General features: G+C 68.3%; 17 protein-coding genes. 3 read left to right on the forward strand and 14 right to left on the reverse strand.

Annotated elements, in window-relative coordinates:
• Positions 1-12 precede the first annotated feature (12 nt).
• From BpN12_RS27580 to BpN12_RS27590, 3 genes are read right to left on the reverse strand one after another with little or no spacing between them, the layout of a single operon-like run.
• Entirely contained in the window at positions 13-246 is a 234-nt protein-coding gene (locus BpN12_RS27580) for a hypothetical protein (RefSeq protein ID WP_246795365.1), read from the reverse strand.
• The gene (locus tag BpN12_RS27585) at positions 243-701 is read right to left on the reverse strand and encodes a hypothetical protein (protein WP_246795366.1); all 459 of its coding nucleotides are present in this window, start codon (positions 699-701) and stop codon (positions 243-245) included. The genes BpN12_RS27580 and BpN12_RS27585 overlap by 4 nt, the downstream gene beginning before the upstream one ends.
• Positions 667-984: an integrase arm-type DNA-binding domain-containing protein gene (locus BpN12_RS27590; protein ID WP_342346209.1), complete on the reverse strand. Its 318-nt coding sequence runs from the start codon at positions 982-984 to the stop codon at positions 667-669. The genes BpN12_RS27585 and BpN12_RS27590 overlap by 35 nt, the downstream gene beginning before the upstream one ends.
• 159 nt (positions 985-1,143) lie before the next feature.
• Between BpN12_RS27590 and mutS the strand changes: the two genes are divergently transcribed.
• Positions 1,144-3,855 (forward strand): DNA mismatch repair protein MutS, encoded by a 2,712-nt coding sequence (mutS, locus tag BpN12_RS27595; protein ID WP_246795367.1) that lies wholly within the window; start codon positions 1,144-1,146, stop codon positions 3,853-3,855.
• Positions 3,839-5,182, forward strand: a complete 1,344-nt coding sequence (locus BpN12_RS27600; protein WP_425306329.1) for a hypothetical protein — start codon at positions 3,839-3,841, stop codon at positions 5,180-5,182. Before mutS ends, BpN12_RS27600 begins: the two co-directional genes overlap by 17 nt.
• Positions 5,183-5,231: 49 nt before the next feature.
• Here the strand turns inward: BpN12_RS27600 and BpN12_RS27605 are convergent, their stop codons facing one another.
• Entirely contained in the window at positions 5,232-5,783 is a 552-nt protein-coding gene (locus BpN12_RS27605; protein ID WP_246795368.1) for an FKBP-type peptidyl-prolyl cis-trans isomerase, read from the reverse strand.
• A gap of 32 nt (positions 5,784-5,815) precedes the next feature.
• Between BpN12_RS27605 and BpN12_RS27610 the strand changes: the two genes are divergently transcribed.
• Positions 5,816-7,039, forward strand: coding sequence for a cupin domain-containing protein (locus BpN12_RS27610; RefSeq protein ID WP_246798024.1), 1,224 nt, complete (start codon positions 5,816-5,818; stop codon positions 7,037-7,039).
• Between the two features lie 606 nt (positions 7,040-7,645).
• On the opposite strand, the gene BpN12_RS27615 is transcribed toward BpN12_RS27610, so the two are convergent.
• From BpN12_RS27615 to BpN12_RS27660, 10 genes are all read right to left on the reverse strand, one after another.
• On the reverse strand, positions 7,646-8,419 hold the full coding sequence (locus BpN12_RS27615) for an MBL fold metallo-hydrolase (RefSeq protein ID WP_246795369.1): 774 nt from the start codon (positions 8,417-8,419) through the stop codon (positions 7,646-7,648).
• A gap of 4 nt (positions 8,420-8,423) precedes the next feature.
• Positions 8,424-9,569: an outer membrane protein assembly factor BamC gene (gene bamC / locus BpN12_RS27620; RefSeq protein WP_246795370.1), complete on the reverse strand. Its 1,146-nt coding sequence runs from the start codon at positions 9,567-9,569 to the stop codon at positions 8,424-8,426.
• Positions 9,570-9,671: 102 nt separating this feature from the next.
• Positions 9,672-10,574, reverse strand: a complete 903-nt coding sequence (dapA, locus tag BpN12_RS27625) for a 4-hydroxy-tetrahydrodipicolinate synthase (RefSeq protein ID WP_246795371.1) — start codon at positions 10,572-10,574, stop codon at positions 9,672-9,674.
• 44 nt (positions 10,575-10,618) lie between these two features.
• A complete protein-coding gene (locus BpN12_RS27630; protein ID WP_425306378.1) occupies positions 10,619-11,251 on the reverse strand; it encodes a class I SAM-dependent methyltransferase in 633 nt (210 codons plus the stop codon).
• Positions 11,252-11,274: 23 nt separating this feature from the next.
• On the reverse strand, positions 11,275-12,477 hold the full coding sequence (locus tag BpN12_RS27635; RefSeq protein WP_042625457.1) for a tryptophan--tRNA ligase: 1,203 nt from the start codon (positions 12,475-12,477) through the stop codon (positions 11,275-11,277).
• A 9-nt stretch (positions 12,478-12,486) separates the two neighbouring features.
• Positions 12,487-13,149 carry a site-2 protease family protein gene (locus BpN12_RS27640; RefSeq protein WP_246795373.1) on the reverse strand — a complete coding sequence of 221 codons (663 nt, stop codon included), beginning with the start codon at positions 13,147-13,149 and terminating at the stop codon, positions 12,487-12,489.
• Between the two features lie 93 nt (positions 13,150-13,242).
• Entirely contained in the window at positions 13,243-13,878 is a 636-nt protein-coding gene (locus BpN12_RS27645) for an L-threonylcarbamoyladenylate synthase (RefSeq protein ID WP_246795374.1), read from the reverse strand.
• 86 nt (positions 13,879-13,964) lie between these two features.
• Positions 13,965-14,795, reverse strand: coding sequence for a 3',5'-nucleoside bisphosphate phosphatase (locus tag BpN12_RS27650; protein ID WP_246795375.1), 831 nt, complete (start codon positions 14,793-14,795; stop codon positions 13,965-13,967).
• Between the two features lie 91 nt (positions 14,796-14,886).
• Positions 14,887-15,783 (reverse strand): alpha/beta fold hydrolase, encoded by an 897-nt coding sequence (locus tag BpN12_RS27655; RefSeq protein ID WP_246795376.1) that lies wholly within the window; start codon positions 15,781-15,783, stop codon positions 14,887-14,889.
• A gap of 138 nt (positions 15,784-15,921) precedes the next feature.
• On the reverse strand, positions 15,922-16,779 hold the full coding sequence (locus tag BpN12_RS27660) for a ferritin-like domain-containing protein (RefSeq protein WP_246795377.1): 858 nt from the start codon (positions 16,777-16,779) through the stop codon (positions 15,922-15,924).
• Between the last annotated feature and the right edge of the window lie 23 nt (positions 16,780-16,802).

Here is a 16,802-nt window from a genome sequence, read left to right on the forward strand (position 1 = left end):
AATCTACCGCGATCAGATCAGGTTTTTTGCCGCCAGCGCGGGGCGCATCAGCGCCTTGGCTTCCGCATAGCCGTGGTCTTGGGTCGCGAGGCTGCGAGGGTTCGTGAACACGGGAACACCCGCCGCAAAGTTGCGAACGGCAGTCATGACCGCAATGCGATGCGGAAGGGACAGCTTTTGAGTACTCTGCTCGACCGCCTCACCGGTTGCCACCCGCAGCTGATGGTCGATAACGTCGTAGCTCATCCATTGGCGACTGCTGCGGCAATCGCGGAATGGCGCTCGCACGCCGATATAGCGTGAGCCCGTCGCCGATCGTCCGACTGAAATTCGGCAACCAGGCGAGCAACTGCGCGACCTCGGCGTCCGTCAGCACCCGCTTTGTCGTTCCGATAGACTCGCCGCCAGTTCGCCGTCGTATCAGACAGCAACTGCGCGTCGAGCGCATATTCCCAAGCAGCACCCAGCTCCCGGCGTAGCTTTTGCGCCTGGACGGGAATATGGGCGTAGGTTTCGAGCAGGGCGAACGCCTGGCCGCGCGACACCTCGTCGGCCGGCCGATCGGCGAACTCGCCAAGCATCGTATCGAACGTGCGCTTCACTTCCGCGGCGCCCTTCGATTTCCGGCTCCGCTCCACATGCCCTTCGATATAGGCCCGACAGACATCACGCACGGTCGGCGGCCGGTCCTGCGGTACCATACTGGCAACCTTGGAACCGGCCTGTAGCCGCTTCGCGAGAGCCGGGTCTGCCTGCCTCGCGGTCCGTGCGCAGCCGTTCCCGCTCGCTGGCGGCAGCGGCAAGCGATAGTGCTGGCCATTCGCCAATTTTCGTTTGCCGCATGCGGCCATCGACCGGCGACTTGTATCGATAAATCCACGATCGGCGCGTGGTCGAGGCCTCCAGACGCAGGCCAGGACAGCCGTCGATCGTTACGTGTGTGCCAGGCTGCATCTGCTTCGCAGCGCGAGCGTCGAATCGCATTTCGTACTCGGCGTAGGTTTCTGACGCACCGACACCCGCACCAGCGTAGGTTTCGGTACTCGGAAGGAAAAAAAACTACGCTGGGCTGCGATATTTGCCAAGATGCCGAGGCGCGCAGAAAGGTTCTAACCGAACGCGCGAAATGACGGGAATGCCTTGATGGAAAAGGAAGTGCAGGAAATTACGGAAGCGAAACAGCAGGTTGCGGAACGCGATCTTTCATCGCATACGCCAATGATGCAGCAATACCTGCGCATCAAAAGCGAGCACCCCGACACGCTCGTCTTCTACCGGATGGGCGACTTCTACGAGCTGTTCTACGACGACGCCGAGAAGGCCGCGCGCCTGCTCGACCTGACGCTGACGCAGCGCGGCGCGTCGGGCGGCAATCCGATCCGGATGGCCGGCGTGCCGCATCACGCGGTCGAGCAATATCTGGCGAAGCTCGTGAAGTTCGGCGAGTCGGTGGCGATCTGCGAACAGATCGGCGACCCGGCCACCTCGAAAGGCCCGGTCGAGCGCAAGGTGGTGCGCGTCGTCACGCCCGGCACGCTGACCGACGCGGCACTGCTGTCCGACAAGGCCGACGTGTTCCTGCTCGCGCTGAGCCTCGGCCACAACAAGCGCGGCGTGGTCACCAACATCGGCCTGGCCTGGCTGAACCTCGCGAGCGGCGCGCTGCGGCTCGCCGAGATCGCGCCGGACGAACTCGGCGCGGCGCTCGAACGGATCCGCCCGGCCGAAATCCTCGCGGCCGACGGCGCGATCGAGGCGGTGCCGCCCGGCGCCGGCGCGGTCACGCGCGTGCCGGTCTGGCATTTCGACGTCGCCTCGGGCACCCAGCGGCTCTGCAGCCAGCTCGACGTCGCCAGCCTCGAAGGCTTCGGCGCGCACTCGCTGACGAGCGCCTGCGGCTCGGCCGGCGCGCTGCTGCTCTACGCGGCGTCCACGCAGGGCCAGCAGCTGCGCCACGTGCGCAGTCTCAAGGTCGAGACGGAATCGGAATACATCGGCCTCGATCCGGCCACGCGCCGCAATCTCGAACTGACCGAAACGCTGCGCGGTACCGAGTCGCCCACGCTCTACTCGCTGCTCGACACCTGCTGCTCGACGATGGGCAGCCGCCTGCTGCGCCACTGGCTCCACCATCCGCCGCGCGCCTCGGTGGCAGCGCAGGGCCGCCAGCAGGCGATCGGCGCACTGCTCGAAGCAGCCGGCGAAGCGAGCCTCGACAACCTGCGCCGCGCGCTGCGCCAGATCGCCGACGTCGAACGCATCACGGGCCGCCTCGCGCTGCTGTCGGCGCGCCCGCGCGACCTGTCGAGCCTGCGCGACACGTTCGCCGCGCTGCCGGCGCTGCGCGAGCTGGTCGCCCCGATCACGCAGCACGCCGCCACGCTCGCGCGCCTCGAAGCGGCGCTGGAGCCGCCCGCCGGCTGCGCGGGCCTGCTCACGCGCGCGATCGCGCCGGAGCCGGCCGCGATGGTGCGCGACGGCGGCGTGATCGCGCGCGGCTACGACGCCGAACTCGACGAGCTGCGCGACATCTCCGAGAACTGCGGCCAGTTCCTGATCGATCTCGAAGCGCGCGAGCGCGCGCGCACCGGCATTCCGAACCTGCGCGTCGAGTTCAACCGCGTCCACGGCTTCTACATCGAGGTCACGCGCGGCCAGACCGACAAGGTGCCCGACGACTATCGTCGCCGCCAGACGCTGAAGAACGCCGAACGCTACATCACGCCCGAGCTGAAGACTTTCGAGGACAAGGCGCTGTCGGCGCAGGAACGCGCGCTGTCGCGCGAAAAGGCGCTCTACGACGCGCTGCTGCAATCGCTGCTGCCGTTCATCGAGGACTGCCAGCGCGTCGCCGGCGCGCTCGCCGAACTCGACGTGCTGGGCGCGTTCGCCGAACGCGCGCGCGAGCTCGACTGGGTCGCGCCGCGCTTCTCCGACGAGATCGGCATCGACATCGAGCAGGGCCGCCATCCGGTGGTCGAGGCCCAGGTCGAGCAGTTCATCGCGAACGACTGCCGGCTCGGCAACGATCGCAAGCTGCTGCTGATCACCGGCCCGAACATGGGCGGTAAGTCGACCTTCATGCGGCAGACGGCGCTGATCGCGATGATGGCCTACGTCGGCAGCTACGTGCCGGCGAAGTCGGCCACGTTCGGCCCGATCGACCGGATCTTCACGCGCATCGGCGCTGCCGACGATCTGGCCGGCGGCCGTTCGACGTTCATGGTGGAAATGACCGAGGCCGCGGCGATCCTCAACGACGCCACGCCGCAAAGCCTCGTGCTGATGGACGAGATCGGCCGCGGCACCTCGACCTTCGACGGCCTCGCGCTGGCCTGGGCGATCGCGCGCCATCTGCTGTCGCACAACGGCTGCTACACGCTGTTCGCGACGCACTACTTCGAACTCACGCAGCTGCCGGCTGAATTCCCGCATGCGGCCAACGTCCACCTGTCGGCGGTCGAGCACGGCCACGGCATCGTGTTCCTGCACGCGGTCGACGAAGGCCCGGCGAACCAGAGCTACGGCCTGCAGGTGGCGCAGCTCGCCGGCGTGCCGCCCGCGGTGATCCGCGCGGCGCGCAAGCACCTCGCCCATCTCGAACAACAGTCGGCGGGCCAGCCCACGCCGCAGCTCGACCTGTTCGCGGCGCCGCCGCCCGTCTACGACGACGAGCCGGACTACGGCCGCCCCGCCGCCGAGCTCCACGAGGCGCCGCCGGCCGAACCGCATCCAGCGCTCACGCGCCTGCGCGGCATCGATCCCGACGACCTGAAGCCGCGCGAGGCGCTCGACCTGCTCTATGAACTGCACGCGCTTGCCGGCCGGCAAGCCGACGATGAGACGGCGCACTGACGTGCCGCCACGCCGCCCGCGCGCCACGCCGGCCGTGGCGGCGCTGCTGCTCGCGGCGGCGATGGCCACCGCTGCGGTCACCGCGAGGGCGGCGCCGGCCGCGGTCGCACGCGATCGCGTCGAGCCCGGCTACGCGTTCGCGGTGCTGTCCGGCGTGCTGGTCGGCCCGGCCGACGAACCGGCCGCGCAACGCGTGCTCGACGCGATCTCGCGCGACCGCGGGGTGGCCTTCGTCGTCTACGACGGCAACCTGAAAGGCCCGCGCGAAGTCTGTCGAGACGCGGTCTACGACGCGCGCTTCGCGATCCTGAAGGCCTCGCGCGTGCCGGTGTTCTACGTCCCCGGGCAGGCCGACTGGGCCGCCTGCGCGGCGCGCGAGAACGGCGGCTACGACGCGGTGGAGCGGCTCGACTACCTGCGCCAGACGTTCCTCCCGGATGCCGAATCGTTTGGCGTGACGCCGCAGCCGCTGACGCGCGAGAGCGAGGTCGCGCGCTTTCGCCCGTTCCGCGAGAACATTCGCTGGACGCAGGGCGACACGGTGTTCGTCGCGATGAACGCGCCCTCGCCGAACAATCGTTACCTGACGGCGGGCGGGCGCAACGGGGAATTCGAGGATCGCGCGATCGCCAACGCGTTCTGGATCGACCACTCGGCCGAGTTCGCGAAGCGCCGCAACGCGCGCGCGCTAGTGATCCTGATCGAGGGCGACCCGCAGTTCGAACACTACGAGCGCGAGCGGTTCGCGTGGCTGCGGTTCGGGCACACGCGCCGTGACGGCTTTCTGGAGTTCAAGCGCGCGCTGGTGAAGGCGGCCGCGACGTTCCACGGCACGATCCTGGTGATCCACGCGAACGACGAGCCGCTGCGCGGCGGCTTTCGCATCGACCAGCCCTTGCACGACGAAAAAGGGGATCGCATCAACAACCTGACGCGCATCGCGATCGCGCCGCGCGAGCGGCTCGTGCAATGGATCAGGATCACGGTGAATCCGGCCCGGCGGCCGATGTTCGGGGTGAGCGTGCAGGACGTGCCGAGCAACCTGCCGGTGCCGCCCGCGCTGCCGCTGACACCGCACGACGACACGCCGTTGCCGCCGATGCCGGAGATCCCCGCGCTGCCCGAGATTCCGGACTCGGCCGCGAGCGGCACGTTGCCGCCGCAGCCGGCCTCGAGCGGCGCATCGCTCGGTGCGTCGGCGGGCGTATCGACCGCCGCTTCGATTGGTGCGTCGGCCGGCTCGGGCAACCTCCCCGCTTCCATGCCGGGCAGCCTGCCGGAAGGCGACGACTGGCGGACTTCCCGCCCGGCCACCACCCCGCATTGAATCGTGATCGGCGCGCGCCGGTCAATCCGCGGCCGGCGCAGCCCGCGACTCAGTGAAGCGTGCGGCCTTGCGCCGACGCGTCGTCCTCGTCGTCATCCTCTTCGTCTTCATCGACGATCTCGAGACCTTCCGCGCCATGCGCGTGCTCGTGTTCGATCTCGTCCTCGGTGGCCGCGCGCACCTCCTTGACCGACAGCGCGAAACGCAGCGCCATGCCGGCGAGCGGATGGTTGCCGTCGAGCACGACCTTGTCCTCGGCGATGTCGGTGACGGTATAGATCAGCGAATCGACTTCCTCGTCGCCGTCCTCCGGCGTGCCTTCGAACTGCATGCCGACTTCGAGCGGCTCGGGGAAACGGTCGCGCGACTCGATCTTCACGAGCTCCGGATCGTAATCGCCGAACGCATCCTGCGGTTCCAACTGAACCTGCGTCTCGAAGCCCGCTTCCTGCCCGTCGAGCTGTTCCTCGATCTTGGGGAACGTGCCATCATAGCCGCCGTGCAGATAGACCATCGGCTCGTCGCTTTCTTCGATCAGGTTGCCTTGAGTGTCAGACAGCTTGTATGCAACCGACACGACGGTGTTTTTTGCGATTTTCATCCAAATCTCCCAATTACCAGCCGCATTATACGATGTCCCAACGGTCCGAAACCGAACCGACGGGCGCTGCCCGAGCCCCGTCCGGCGCGCCCCAGCCCGATACCGCCACGCCGCTGCTCGGCAACCTGACGCCGTCGCAATTCATGCGCCGCTACTGGCAGAAAAAGCCGCTGCTGATCCGCCAGGCGATCCCCGGCGTGGTCCCGCCGCTCTCGCGCGACGCGCTGTTCGAGCTGGCCGCCGATTACGACGCCGAATCGCGACTCATCACCCATTTTCGTAACAGATGGCAACTGGCGCAGGGGCCGTTCGAGCCCGATGCGCTGCCGTCCGTGAAGAAGCGTGAATGGACGCTGTTGGTGCAAGGCGCGGACCTGCACGACGATGCCGCGCGCGCGCTGCTCGAACGGTTCCGCTTCATTCCCGACGCGCGCCTCGACGACCTGATGATCTCCTATGCGACCGACGGCGGCGGCGTGGGCCCGCACTTCGATTCCTACGACGTGTTCCTGCTGCAGGTGCATGGCCGGCGACGCTGGCACATCGGTGCGCAGAAGGATCTGACGCTGCGCGAGGATCTGCCGCTGAAGGTGCTCGAGCATTTCGAGCCGACCGACGAGTGGGTGCTCGAGCCCGGCGACATGCTGTACCTGCCGCCGCACATCGCCCATGACGGCATCGCCGAGGGCGAATGCATGACCTGCTCGATCGGCTTTCGCGCCCCGTCCGCGGGGGAATTGACGGGACAGTTCCTCTATTACCTGGCGGAACGTGGTGCGCTGCGGCAAAGCGCGCGTGCCGGCGAACTCTATCGCGATCCCGCGCAGCCGCCCGTCGCCGATCCGGCGCGACTGCCGGCCGCGCTGGTCGAGCGCGTCGAGACGATTCTGAAGGGGATCCGCTGGACCACGCGCGACGTCGAGAATTTCCTCGGCAGCTACCTCAGCGAGCCGAAGTCGAACGTGGTATTCGACGCCCCAGACAAGCCGCTCGGCGAGGCCGCGTTCATCGTCGAGGCCGGCCGCCGCGGCGTGCGCCTCGACAGAAAAGCGGCGTTGCTGTATAACGCGCGATCGTACTTCATCAATGGCGAAGAAAATCCGCTCGCCGGCAACGCGAAATGGCTGCCGGAATTGGCCGATCGACGTCATCTGGGGGCGAAACGCTTTGTAACACACTCCCGCCACCCCCTCATGACAGCCTTGCTGCACGAGTGGTATTGTGCGGGCTGGATCAGGCTGGGCGACCTGTCGTAAGGTTGCCTTCGCAGGAGCCCATACGAGTCAAACTTGTATGGGAAAGACAACGTATTGACCCCGCATTTGTCGACGGTCGATACGAAAGTGCATATAATTTCCGCCCAAGCCGTAGGGAAGATTCACGCTCTGGCAGTGCATCTCCACCAGCGGCCCAGGTCGGTGTTGGAGCACATTACCGGTATTGTTTCGCGCTGTTGCTTACCTTTAACCATAAAAGGACGTGATCATGAAGAAATCCCTCCTCGTAGCTTCCCTGTTGGCCGCCGTTGCACTCGCTGCGTGCAACAAGAGCTCGGACCAAGCCGCTTCGTCGGCTGCTAGCGACGCATCGGCAGCAGCTTCGGCTGCTTCGTCGGCGGCTACGGCTGCTTCGGACGCAGCGTCGAGCACGGCTGCTGCTGCGAGCGACGCCGCTTCGGCATCCGCTGCTGCTGCTCCGGCATCGGACGCTGGCGCATCGGCTGCAGCTCCGGCTTCGGGCGCGAGCCAGTAAGCGCTCATCAGCTCACGCTGATACGAAAAACCGGCCCCTTGGGCCGGTTTTTTTTCGTCCCTGCGTCTTGAAGTTTTGAAGCGGGAACGAGACGCCGCAGGCGGCGTCGATCAGAGGCTCAGCCAGTCGAAGCCGTCGTCCTGCGAGGCCACCGTGACGTCGCCTGGCGCGCCACCCAGCGCCGCCGCCAGGGCGGCCTGCGCGAGCTCGGGCAGGTTGTTCTGCTGACTCAGGTGCGCGGCCACCAGGTGCCGCAGGCGGGCCCGGTCGAGCGAGGCGAGGATCGCGGCCGCGGCGTCATTGCTAAGGTGTCCGTGCGAACCGCCGATGCGCGCCTTCAGCGAGGCCGGATAGCGGCTGCCGGCCAGCATCGCGACGTCGTGGTTGGCCTCCAGCACGAGCGCGTCGCAGCCGCTCAGTACGGCGCACAGATACGGCGTGGACATGCCCGCGTCGGTCAGCACGCCGAGCCGCGCCGCGCCGTCCGAGAACACGAACTGGAGCGGCTCGCGCGCGTCGTGCGGCACCGTATACGGATGAATCGCCAGGTCGCCGATCGGCGTCGTTTCGTCGCCCCACATCACGTGCAGGTCGACGTCGGCCGCATCGGCGCCCACCGCGCGCGCGGTGCCCCAGCTCATGAACAACGGGAGTCCGAAACGTCGGGCCAGCGTCAGCGCGCTGCCGATGTGATCGCTGTGCTCATGTGTGATCAGGATCGCGTCGAGCTCGTCGGAGGCGAGCCCGACGCGCGTCAGGCGACGGTCGATTTCCTTGGCGGAGAAACCGCAGTCGAGCAGCACGCGCGTGGTCGTGGTGCCCGACGCGGCCTCGACGACGAGCGCGTTGCCCTCGCTGCCGCTGCCGAGGCTCGTGAATCTCACGCGCTCAGTTCAGCTGCGCGTGCAGCAGCTTGATGATGCGCTGCGCATCGGCCGAATTGTCGACCTGGCCGTTCTCGTCCACCACGGCGACCTGCGTTTGCGCGTCACCGTTGGCGCGCACGCTGACGAAGAACTCCTTGCCCGGCTTGGCCGCGCTCGGGCCGCCGAAGAACAGCTTGCCGAACACGCCTTCGCGCTTCAGCTCCTCGGCCGAATTCGCGTAGCGGACCATGTAGACGCCCTTGGTGCGGTCGCGGTTGTCGACGGCGAAGTTGGTGCGGTCGAGCGCGAGGCCCACGCGCAGCCAGGCGCGCTCGAACGACTCGGCCAGATCGAGCGTGGTCGCGCCCGAGCTCGTGTCGACCACCTTCGCCGGCGCCGTGGCGGGGCGTGCGTCGGTCAGCAGCTGCTTGGCCTGGGCGTCGGTCAGCCCGAACTTCTCCATCAGCTTGGCGAGGAACACGGCCTCGAGCACCGGATTGCGCGGCCGTTCGACCCAGCGCGAGGCGTCGCCGCCCTGCGGCCCAGTCAGCACTTCCTCCATCGCGCTGTGCGTGATCGAGATGTCGGTCGAGCCGTCCGACGCGCGCGTGACGAGCGTGCGGAAGCTGTCGCGCGTGCCCGACGAATACGCGAAATCGATCACGCGGCCGATCGTGCGGCGGAACCAGTCGTCGGGGATGTTGGCGCGGTTCTCGGCCCAGTCGGTCGCCATGATGCCCGTCTGCGGCGCATCGGTCTTCAGCGCGAAGCCGTTGTCGGCCCAGAAGTCCTTCAGCTGCGGCCAGAGCTGCTCCGGCGTGCGGCCGTCGACGACGAGCCAGCGGCGGTCGCCGTCACGCTCGACGTGCATGCCGAACGGGTCCTGCGCGCTCGGCTGCCCTTCCGTCGCATTGCCGGCCGCGGTGACCGCGCGCTGCGGCAGCGAGCCGAGGCCGGCGTTGGTCGGCGGCGCGATGTAGGACGGGTTGACCGGCACCGAGGTCAGATCCTTCGGCACCTCCAGCGGCGGCGCCGAGCCGGTCGCCTTGTAGTTGACCCGGTCCGGCGCGAGGTAGTCGTTCAGCGTATCGCAGCCGGCCAGCGCGCCGAGCGCGAGCGCCATCACGGACGCCTGGAAGGCGCGAGAGGAAAAGGCGAAATGTTTCATGAAATCCTTCGTCTTGCTAAAGGCGTGTGACGCGCGATGCCGGCGGGCCGGACAGGAGTCGGAGTGGATCGAAAGTCCGGGCGGCGCGGCCGCCCGGATCGGTTAAACGATGCCGGCTTCGCGCAGCGCACCGCGCACGACATCGTGATAGCGCTCGTCGAGCGGCGTCAGCGGCAGGCGGATGCCGCCGCGGATCTTGCCCATTTCCTGCAGCGCCCACTTCACCGGAATCGGGTTCGCCTCGGCGAACAGGTGCTTGTGCAGCGACAGCAGCTTCAGATGGATCTCGCGCGCCGTTTTCGCGTCGGCCGCGATCGCCGCGCGGCACAGCTCGCTCATCGCGCGCGGCGCGACGTTGGCCGTGACCGAGATGTTGCCGTGGCCGCCCAGCAGCATCAGCGCGATCGCGGTCGGATCGTCGCCGCTATAGATGCCGAAGCCGGCCGGCGCGGCCTTGATCAGCTGCGCGGCACGGTCGATGTTGCCGGTCGCGTCCTTCACGCCGACGATGCCCGGCACCTCGGCGAGGCGCAGGATCGTCTCGTTGGCCATGTCGGCCACGGTGCGGCCCGGCACGTTGTAGAGGATCACCGGCAGGTCCACCGCCTCGGCGATCGCCTGGAAATGGCGGAACATGCCTTCCTGCGTCGGCTTGTTGTAATACGGCACGACCTGCAGCGTGGCGTCGGCGCCGACCGACTTCGCCTGGCGCGCCAGCTCGATCGCTTCCGAGGTCGAATTGCCGCCCGCGCCCGCGATGATCGGGATCCGCCTGGCCGTGTGCTCCACCGCCGTCTTGATCGTCAGCACGTGCTCGTCGACCGACAGCGTCGCCGATTCGCCGCTCGTGCCCACCACGACGAGCCCGTTGGTCCCCTCCTCGATGTGCCAGTCGATCAGCTTGCGAAACGCCGGCAGATCGAGGCTGCCGTCTTCGAGCATCGGGGTCACGATCGCGGGAATGCTGCCGCGGAATTGAATACCGTCTTGAGTGCCGTTAGCCATGAAACGCAATGAAAGTAAACTCAATAAACGTCGATTGTAGCGGATTACCCGAGCAGTCCGTAACGCGGAAATCCCGCCCCTTGTTGCGCGGCGTGCTCCCGCACCGCGCAGATTCGTTGCACGAACGCCGGCCGCGGACGGTCGACGTAACCGTCCTCGAACGCGATCGTGCGCAACTCGCCGCGCACCGCGTCGAGCAGTTCGCCGGGCGTGAGCAGGAACGCCGGGTTGGACGGTTTGCCGAGCGTTTCGTTGCCGCGCGCGAAGGTTTCGTAGAGCAGCACGCCGCCCGGCGCGACCGCTTCGACGAGCCGCGGCAGCAGCGGGCGATGCAGGTAGTTCGTGACCACTACGGCGGAAAACCGCACCCCGGCCGGCAGCGGCCACGGCGTGCCTTCGAGGTCGGCCGCGTGGGCCTCGACACCGTCGAGCGCGGCCAGCGTCGCGAGCGCGGCCGGATCGCGATCGAGCGCCCGCACCGGATGGCCGCGCGAGGCGAACCAGCGCGCATGCCGGCCCTGGCCGGCGGCGACGTCGAGCACCGCGCCGCCCGGCGCGACCAGATGCGACCACGCGGCGATCCAGCGCGACGGCGCGGCGGCCGCATCCACCGCAGTAGCCGCAGCCGCCGCGCCGGGTGCGGCCTGCGAAGCCGCGGCGTCGCCGGGAACGGACATCGTCATCGGAACGTCCCGCCCGCTCAGTTGTAGGACAGGCCCATCGCGTCACGCACGTCGCGCATCGTCTCGACCGCGTGCTTGCGTGCCTTGTCGCAGCCATCGGCCACGATCGCGCGCAGCAGCGACGGATCGTCCATGTACTTCTGCGCGCGTTCGAGCATCGGCTGCTGTTCGCGCAGGATGCCTTCGACGACGGGCTGCTTGCAGTCGAGGCAGCCGATGCCGGCCGACTTGCAGCCCTGCGTCACCCACTCGCGCGTGGTGTCGTCCGAATAGACGAGATGGAACTGCCAGACCGGGCACTTCTCGGGATCGCCCGGATCGGTGCGGCGCACGCGGGCCGGATCGGTCGGCATGGTGCGGACCTTCTTCGTGATGGTCTCGGCGTCCTCGCGCAGCCCGATCGTGTTGCCGTAGGACTTCGACATCTTGCCGCCGTCGAGCCCCGGCATCCGCGACGCCTCGGTCAACAGCGCCTGCGGCTCGACCAGGATGATCTTGCGCGCGCCTTCGAGATAGCCGAACAGCCGCTCGCGGTCGCTCATCGACAGGCTCTGCGATTCCTGCAACATCGCACGCGCCTGTTCGAGCGCCTCGTCGTCGCCTTCCTGCTGATAGGCGTTGCGCAGCTCGTGATAGAGCTTCGCGCGCTTGCCGCCGAGCTTCTTCGCGGCCTCGAGCGCCTTCTCCTCGAAGCCCTTCTCGCGGCCGTACAGGTAGTTGAAGCGGCGCGCGATCTCGCGCGTCATCTCGACGTGCGGCACCTGATCCTCGCCGACCGGCACCAGCGAGCCGCGGTAGAGCAGGATGTCGGCCGCCATCAGCACCGGATAGCCGAGGAAGCCGTAGGTGGACAGATCCTTGTCGCGCAGCTTCTCGATCTGTTCCTTGTAGGTCGGCACGCGTTCGAGCCAGCCGAGCGGCGTGCTCATGCCGAGCAGCAGCGCCAGTTCGGCGTGCTCCGGCACCTTGCTCTGGATGAACAGCGTGGCCTGGGTCGGGTCGATGCCGGACGCGATCCAGTCGATCAGCACTTCCCAGACGTTCTTCTCGATCACCTCGGGCGTTTCGTAGTGCGTGGTCAGCGCATGCCAGTCGACCACGCAGAAGAAGCACGGATACTCGGACTGCAGCTTCGCCCAGTTCTTCAACACACCGTGGTAATGGCCGAGGTGGAGCGACCCGGTGGGACGCATGCCGGAAAAGATACGATCGGGGAACATGATTATGTTTTAGAAGAAAAGCGAAGCAAGGGGATTCAGGATGGCCGCCAGCACGGTTTGACCGAGGCCGACCAGCGGACGCAGCCAGATCTTCGTCAGCAGGCCCGTCGAGACGAGGATCAGCACGATGAAGAAGCCGTAGGGCTCGAGCTTCGAGAGCGCGATCGACGGGCGCGGCGGCAGCAGCGCCGCGAGCACGCGCCCGCCGTCGAGCGGCGGCAGCGGAAACAGGTTCAGCGCGGCCAGCACGAGATTGGTGCCGACGCCGGCCGCGGCCATCCGCGTGAAGAACGGTTCGTCGATCTGCGCCACCGCGAGACCGACCGCCACGAAGCCCCACAGCAGTGCCTGCACGAGATTGCAGGCCGGGCCGGCGGCCGCCACCAGCAGGCTGCCCCAGCGCGGGTTGCGCAGGTTGCGGAACGCTACCGGCACCGGCTTCGCGTAGCCGAACAGGAACGCGCCGCTCGTCAGGAAATACAGCACCAGCGGCATCGCGATCGTGCCGATCGGATCGATGTGGCGCATCGGATTGAAGGACACGCGGCCGAGCGCGTAGGCGGTGTTGTCGCCGAGCAGGCGCGCGGCATAGCCGTGCGCGGCCTCATGCAGCGTGATCGCGAAGATCACGGGCAATGCGTAGACGGCAATCGTCTGAATCAGGTTGTCCATAGCGCGGTATTGTAACAAGCAGGAAAAGTCGAACGCCGAAACGCGGACACCGAAATAGCGGGCTCGCGTTACGGCGTGTAAGCAGGCGCGCGCTCAGGCGTCGGCGCTGAGTCCGAACGGCTCGAGCGGGCCGCGCCCGGCGCGCACCAGCACCGGCTCGGCGCCCGTCAGGTCGACAATCGTGGACGGCTCGCGCGGGCACGCGCCGCCGTCGATCACGAGATCGACCTGTTTCTCGAGGCGTTCGCGAATCTCCTCCGGATCGTTGAGCGGATCGGTGTCGGGCGGCAGGATCAGCGTGGTGCCGAGCAGCGGCTCGCCGAGCGCCTCCAGCACCGCCAGCGTGATCGCATGATCCGGCACGCGCAGCCCGATCGTCTTGCGCGACGGATGCGAGAGCCGGCGCGGCACCTCCTTGGTGGCCTGCAGCACGAACACGTAGGGGCCGGGCGTGACCGACTTGATCAGCCGGTACTGGTGGTTGTCGACCATCGCGAAGTTCGCGAGCTCGGACAGGTCGCGCACCAGCAGCGACAGCAGTTGTTTCTCGTCGAGGCCGCGGATGCGGCGCACGCGTTCGACGGCCGCGCGGTCATCGAGCTGGCAGGCGAGCGCGTAGCTCGAATCGGTCGGCATGGCGATCACGCCGCCCTGCTTCACGATCTCGACCGCCTGGCGTACCAGCCGCGGCTGCGGGTTTTCCGGATGAATCCTGAAGAACTGGGACATGGGGACTGTGCTGAGGAGGAGCGCCGCCCGTGCGCCTCATGCGCCGGGGACGCGCCGCGCCGAACGTGACGCGGTCTTGGATCGGGTCAGAGCCAGCGCTCCCAGACCGGTGTCAGGTCCGGCGGCAGCGGCGGCAGGCTGCCGAGCTCGACGACGCTCTCGCCGGGCGCGTGGAAATCGGAACCGCGCGACGCCTCGAAGCCGTAGCGCCGCGCCACGTCCGCGTATTCCCGGTATTGATCGGGCGTATGGCTGCCCGTGACGACTTCGATCGCGCGGCCGCCCAGGTCGATGAACTCGCCGAACAGCGCGCCGAACTCGACCGGCGTGTACGGATAGCGGCCCGGGTGCGCGATCACGGCCTCGCCGCCCGCCGCGCGGATCCAGCCGACCGCGTCGGCCAGCGTGGCCCAGCGGTGCGGCACGAAGCCGGGCTTGCCGTCGCCGAGATAGCGCGCGAACACCTCCGAGGTCGAGGCCGCGTAACCGGCCTCGACGAGGAAGCGTGCGAAATGGGTGCGGGAAATCAGGTCCGGATTCGATACGTGGCGCAGCGCGCCCTCGTAGGCGCCGGGAATGCCGATCGCCGCGAGTTGCTCGGCCATTTCCTTCGCGCGCCCGGCGCGGCCATTGCGGGTCTGGTGAAGGCCGTCGACGAGCGCCGGATCGAGCGGATCGATATTCAGGCCGACCACATGCACGGTCCGCGAGGCCCAGGTCACCGACACCTCGACGCCGCTCAGATAACGCATGCCGAACGCCTCGGCCGCCTCGCGCGCGGCCGCCTGGCCGCCGACCTCGTCGTGATCGGTCAGCGCCCAGAGCGTCACGCCGGCCGCATGGGCGCGCCGGGCAACCTCGGCGGGCGCGAAATGGCCGTCGGAAACGTTGGAATGGCAGTGCAGATCGGCGTTCATGGTCGGTGTCGGGCGCATCCGGCCATTCTACTGCAAGGTCGCGCGATCGCCGCGACGCCCCGTTGCCGGCTTCCGGTCGGCCGGTCTGGCGTCAGGCGCAGAACGCCTCGATCAGGGCGGCGATCTGCTCCGGCTGGTCGTGGTGGACCATGTGGCCGGCATCCTCGACGTGTTTCTCGCGCCAGTCCGGAAACGCGGCGAAGCGTGCCCTGAATTCGTCGAGCGGAATGCCGCCGGCCAGGCGCCGCAGCATCGGCGAATCGACGGCTTCGACATGCAGCACGCGCGCGCTCACCTGCGACCAGATCGCCATCACCTCGTCGAGCCGGTACAGCAGCGGGCCGATCTGCTTGTGCGCCGAATCGGCGAGCAGATGGTAGCGGCCGTCCGCCTCGCGGCGAGACCAGTGGTGGGCGAGGAACGTGGCGCGTTCCGGCGCGAGCCGCGGATTGGTCTTGATCAGGCGCCCGGCCACCTCGGCGAGCGAGGCATAGCTCATCAGCCGCGGCGGTTCGCGCAGGTCGTCGAGCCAGCCGCGCAGCCTCACCGGCGCGAGCGAGGCCGGCGGCGGCGCGAGCCCGAAGCCCTCCAGGTCGACCACGCGGCGCACGCGCTCGGGCCGCGCGCCCGCGTACAGGCACACCACGTTCGCCCCCATGCTGTGGCCGACCAGATTGACCTCGCCGGCCAGCGTGTAGTGGTCGATCAGCGCGTCGAGGTCGCCGAGATAGTCGCTGAACCAGTAGTGGCCGCCGCCCTGCGCGGCCACCGGCCAGTCGGACAGCCCGAAGCCGCGCGCATCCGGGGCGATCACCTGCCAGTCGCCAGCCAGCGCGTCGACCACGAACTGGAACGAGGCCGCTACGTCCATCCAGCCGTGCAGCATGTAGAGCGTCGGGGCGTCCGGACGGCCCCAGCGGCGCACGTGCAGCCGCACACCGCGCACGGTCACGAATTCGGAAATGGAATCGGATTGGGTTCGGATCATTGCGGCCGCCAAAAAAGAATGACCGTTCGATTATATCGATACCCGCCGAACGATGCGCCCCGGCAGGCGCAAGCTGCGTGCGTGTCGAGGCACTTCTCTAGCCGGCGAGGCGCGCCGGCCCGGCGCCGGGGCCGACGCTCACGCCGTGGCGGGCGGCGACGCGTCGCGGTCCTGGGCGACCAGTGCGGCCAGTTCGGTCTCGTCGAAACCGGCGTCGCGGCGCGCGTCGAAGTTGAACGGCCCGCGCAGGCGCGGCGCGTGGTATTGCGCGGCAAGCCGCAGATAGGTTGGATGCGCGTCGAGCCCCGCTTGCCCGCATAGGTAGCGGAACCAGCGGTTGCCGATCGCGACGTGACCGATCTCGTCGCGCAGGATCACGTCGAGGATCGCCGCCGAGGCGTCGTCGCCGGCCTGCGCGAGCCGCGCGCGGATCGGCGGCGACGCGTCGAGCCCGCGCGCCTCGAGCGTGCGCGGCACGAGCGCCATGCGCGCCAGCACGTCGCCGGCGGTTCGCTCGCACATCTCCCAGAGGCCGTCGTGGGCCGGGAAATCGCCGTAGGCGTGGCCGTAGTCGCGCAGGCGCCCGGCCAGCAGTCCGTAGTGACAGGCCTCCTCGGCCGCCACCTTGAGCCAGTCCGCATAGAACGCCTCGGGCATGCCGGCGAAGCGCCAGACCGCGTCGAGCGCGAGATTGATCGCGTTGAATTCGATATGGGCGAGCGCGTGCAGCAGCGTGGCGCGCCCTTCCGGCGAACGCATCGAGCGGCGCCGCAGCAGGCGCGGCTCGACCAGCTCAGGCCGTGCCGGGCGCCCCGGCAGCGCCGGCGGCGCCTCGAAACGGGCCGCGGCGTCGAGCCGGACGTGCCCGGCGAGCAGCGCTGCATGCAGCGCGCGTGTCTGCCCGGCCTTGGCGGCGGGATCGGTCTCCAGCAGCGCGGCCAGCGCGGCGGCACGGGCGCAGGAAGCGGGTTCGGACAGGGAATTCGGGTCGGACATGAAAACAGCGCCGGAACGGCGTG

The sequence above is a fragment of the Burkholderia perseverans genome, assembly GCF_022870505.1.
GTDB classification, from domain to species: Bacteria; Pseudomonadota; Gammaproteobacteria; order Burkholderiales; family Burkholderiaceae; genus Burkholderia; species Burkholderia plantarii.

What these genes read in the sequence shown, in the direction of transcription:
- BpN12_RS27580 (WP_246795365.1), bottom strand. Translation starts at nt 246, where the DNA reads ATGAGCTACGACGTTATCGACCATCAGCTGCGGGTGGCAACCGGTGAG.
- BpN12_RS27585 (WP_246795366.1), bottom strand. Translation starts at nt 701, where the DNA reads ATGGTACCGCAGGACCGGCCGCCGACCGTGCGTGATGTCTGTCGGGCC.
- BpN12_RS27590 (WP_342346209.1), bottom strand. Translation starts at nt 984, where the DNA reads ATGCGATTCGACGCTCGCGCTGCGAAGCAGATGCAGCCTGGCACACAC.
- mutS (WP_246795367.1), top strand. Translation starts at nt 1,144, where the DNA reads ATGGAAAAGGAAGTGCAGGAAATTACGGAAGCGAAACAGCAGGTTGCG.
- BpN12_RS27600 (WP_425306329.1), top strand. Translation starts at nt 3,839, where the DNA reads ATGAGACGGCGCACTGACGTGCCGCCACGCCGCCCGCGCGCCACGCCG.
- BpN12_RS27605 (WP_246795368.1), bottom strand. Translation starts at nt 5,783, where the DNA reads ATGAAAATCGCAAAAAACACCGTCGTGTCGGTTGCATACAAGCTGTCT.
- BpN12_RS27610 (WP_246798024.1), top strand. Translation starts at nt 5,816, where the DNA reads ATGTCCCAACGGTCCGAAACCGAACCGACGGGCGCTGCCCGAGCCCCG.
- bamC (WP_246795370.1), bottom strand. Translation starts at nt 9,569, where the DNA reads ATGAAACATTTCGCCTTTTCCTCTCGCGCCTTCCAGGCGTCCGTGATG.
- dapA (WP_246795371.1), bottom strand. Translation starts at nt 10,574, where the DNA reads ATGGCTAACGGCACTCAAGACGGTATTCAATTCCGCGGCAGCATTCCC.
- BpN12_RS27630 (WP_425306378.1), bottom strand. Translation starts at nt 11,251, where the DNA reads ATGTCCGTTCCCGGCGACGCCGCGGCTTCGCAGGCCGCACCCGGCGCG.
- BpN12_RS27635 (WP_042625457.1), bottom strand. Translation starts at nt 12,477, where the DNA reads ATGTTCCCCGATCGTATCTTTTCCGGCATGCGTCCCACCGGGTCGCTC.
- BpN12_RS27640 (WP_246795373.1), bottom strand. Translation starts at nt 13,149, where the DNA reads ATGGACAACCTGATTCAGACGATTGCCGTCTACGCATTGCCCGTGATC.
- BpN12_RS27645 (WP_246795374.1), bottom strand. Translation starts at nt 13,878, where the DNA reads ATGTCCCAGTTCTTCAGGATTCATCCGGAAAACCCGCAGCCGCGGCTG.
- BpN12_RS27650 (WP_246795375.1), bottom strand. Translation starts at nt 14,795, where the DNA reads ATGAACGCCGATCTGCACTGCCATTCCAACGTTTCCGACGGCCATTTC.
- BpN12_RS27655 (WP_246795376.1), bottom strand. Translation starts at nt 15,783, where the DNA reads ATGATCCGAACCCAATCCGATTCCATTTCCGAATTCGTGACCGTGCGC.
- BpN12_RS27660 (WP_246795377.1), bottom strand. Translation starts at nt 16,779, where the DNA reads ATGTCCGACCCGAATTCCCTGTCCGAACCCGCTTCCTGCGCCCGTGCC.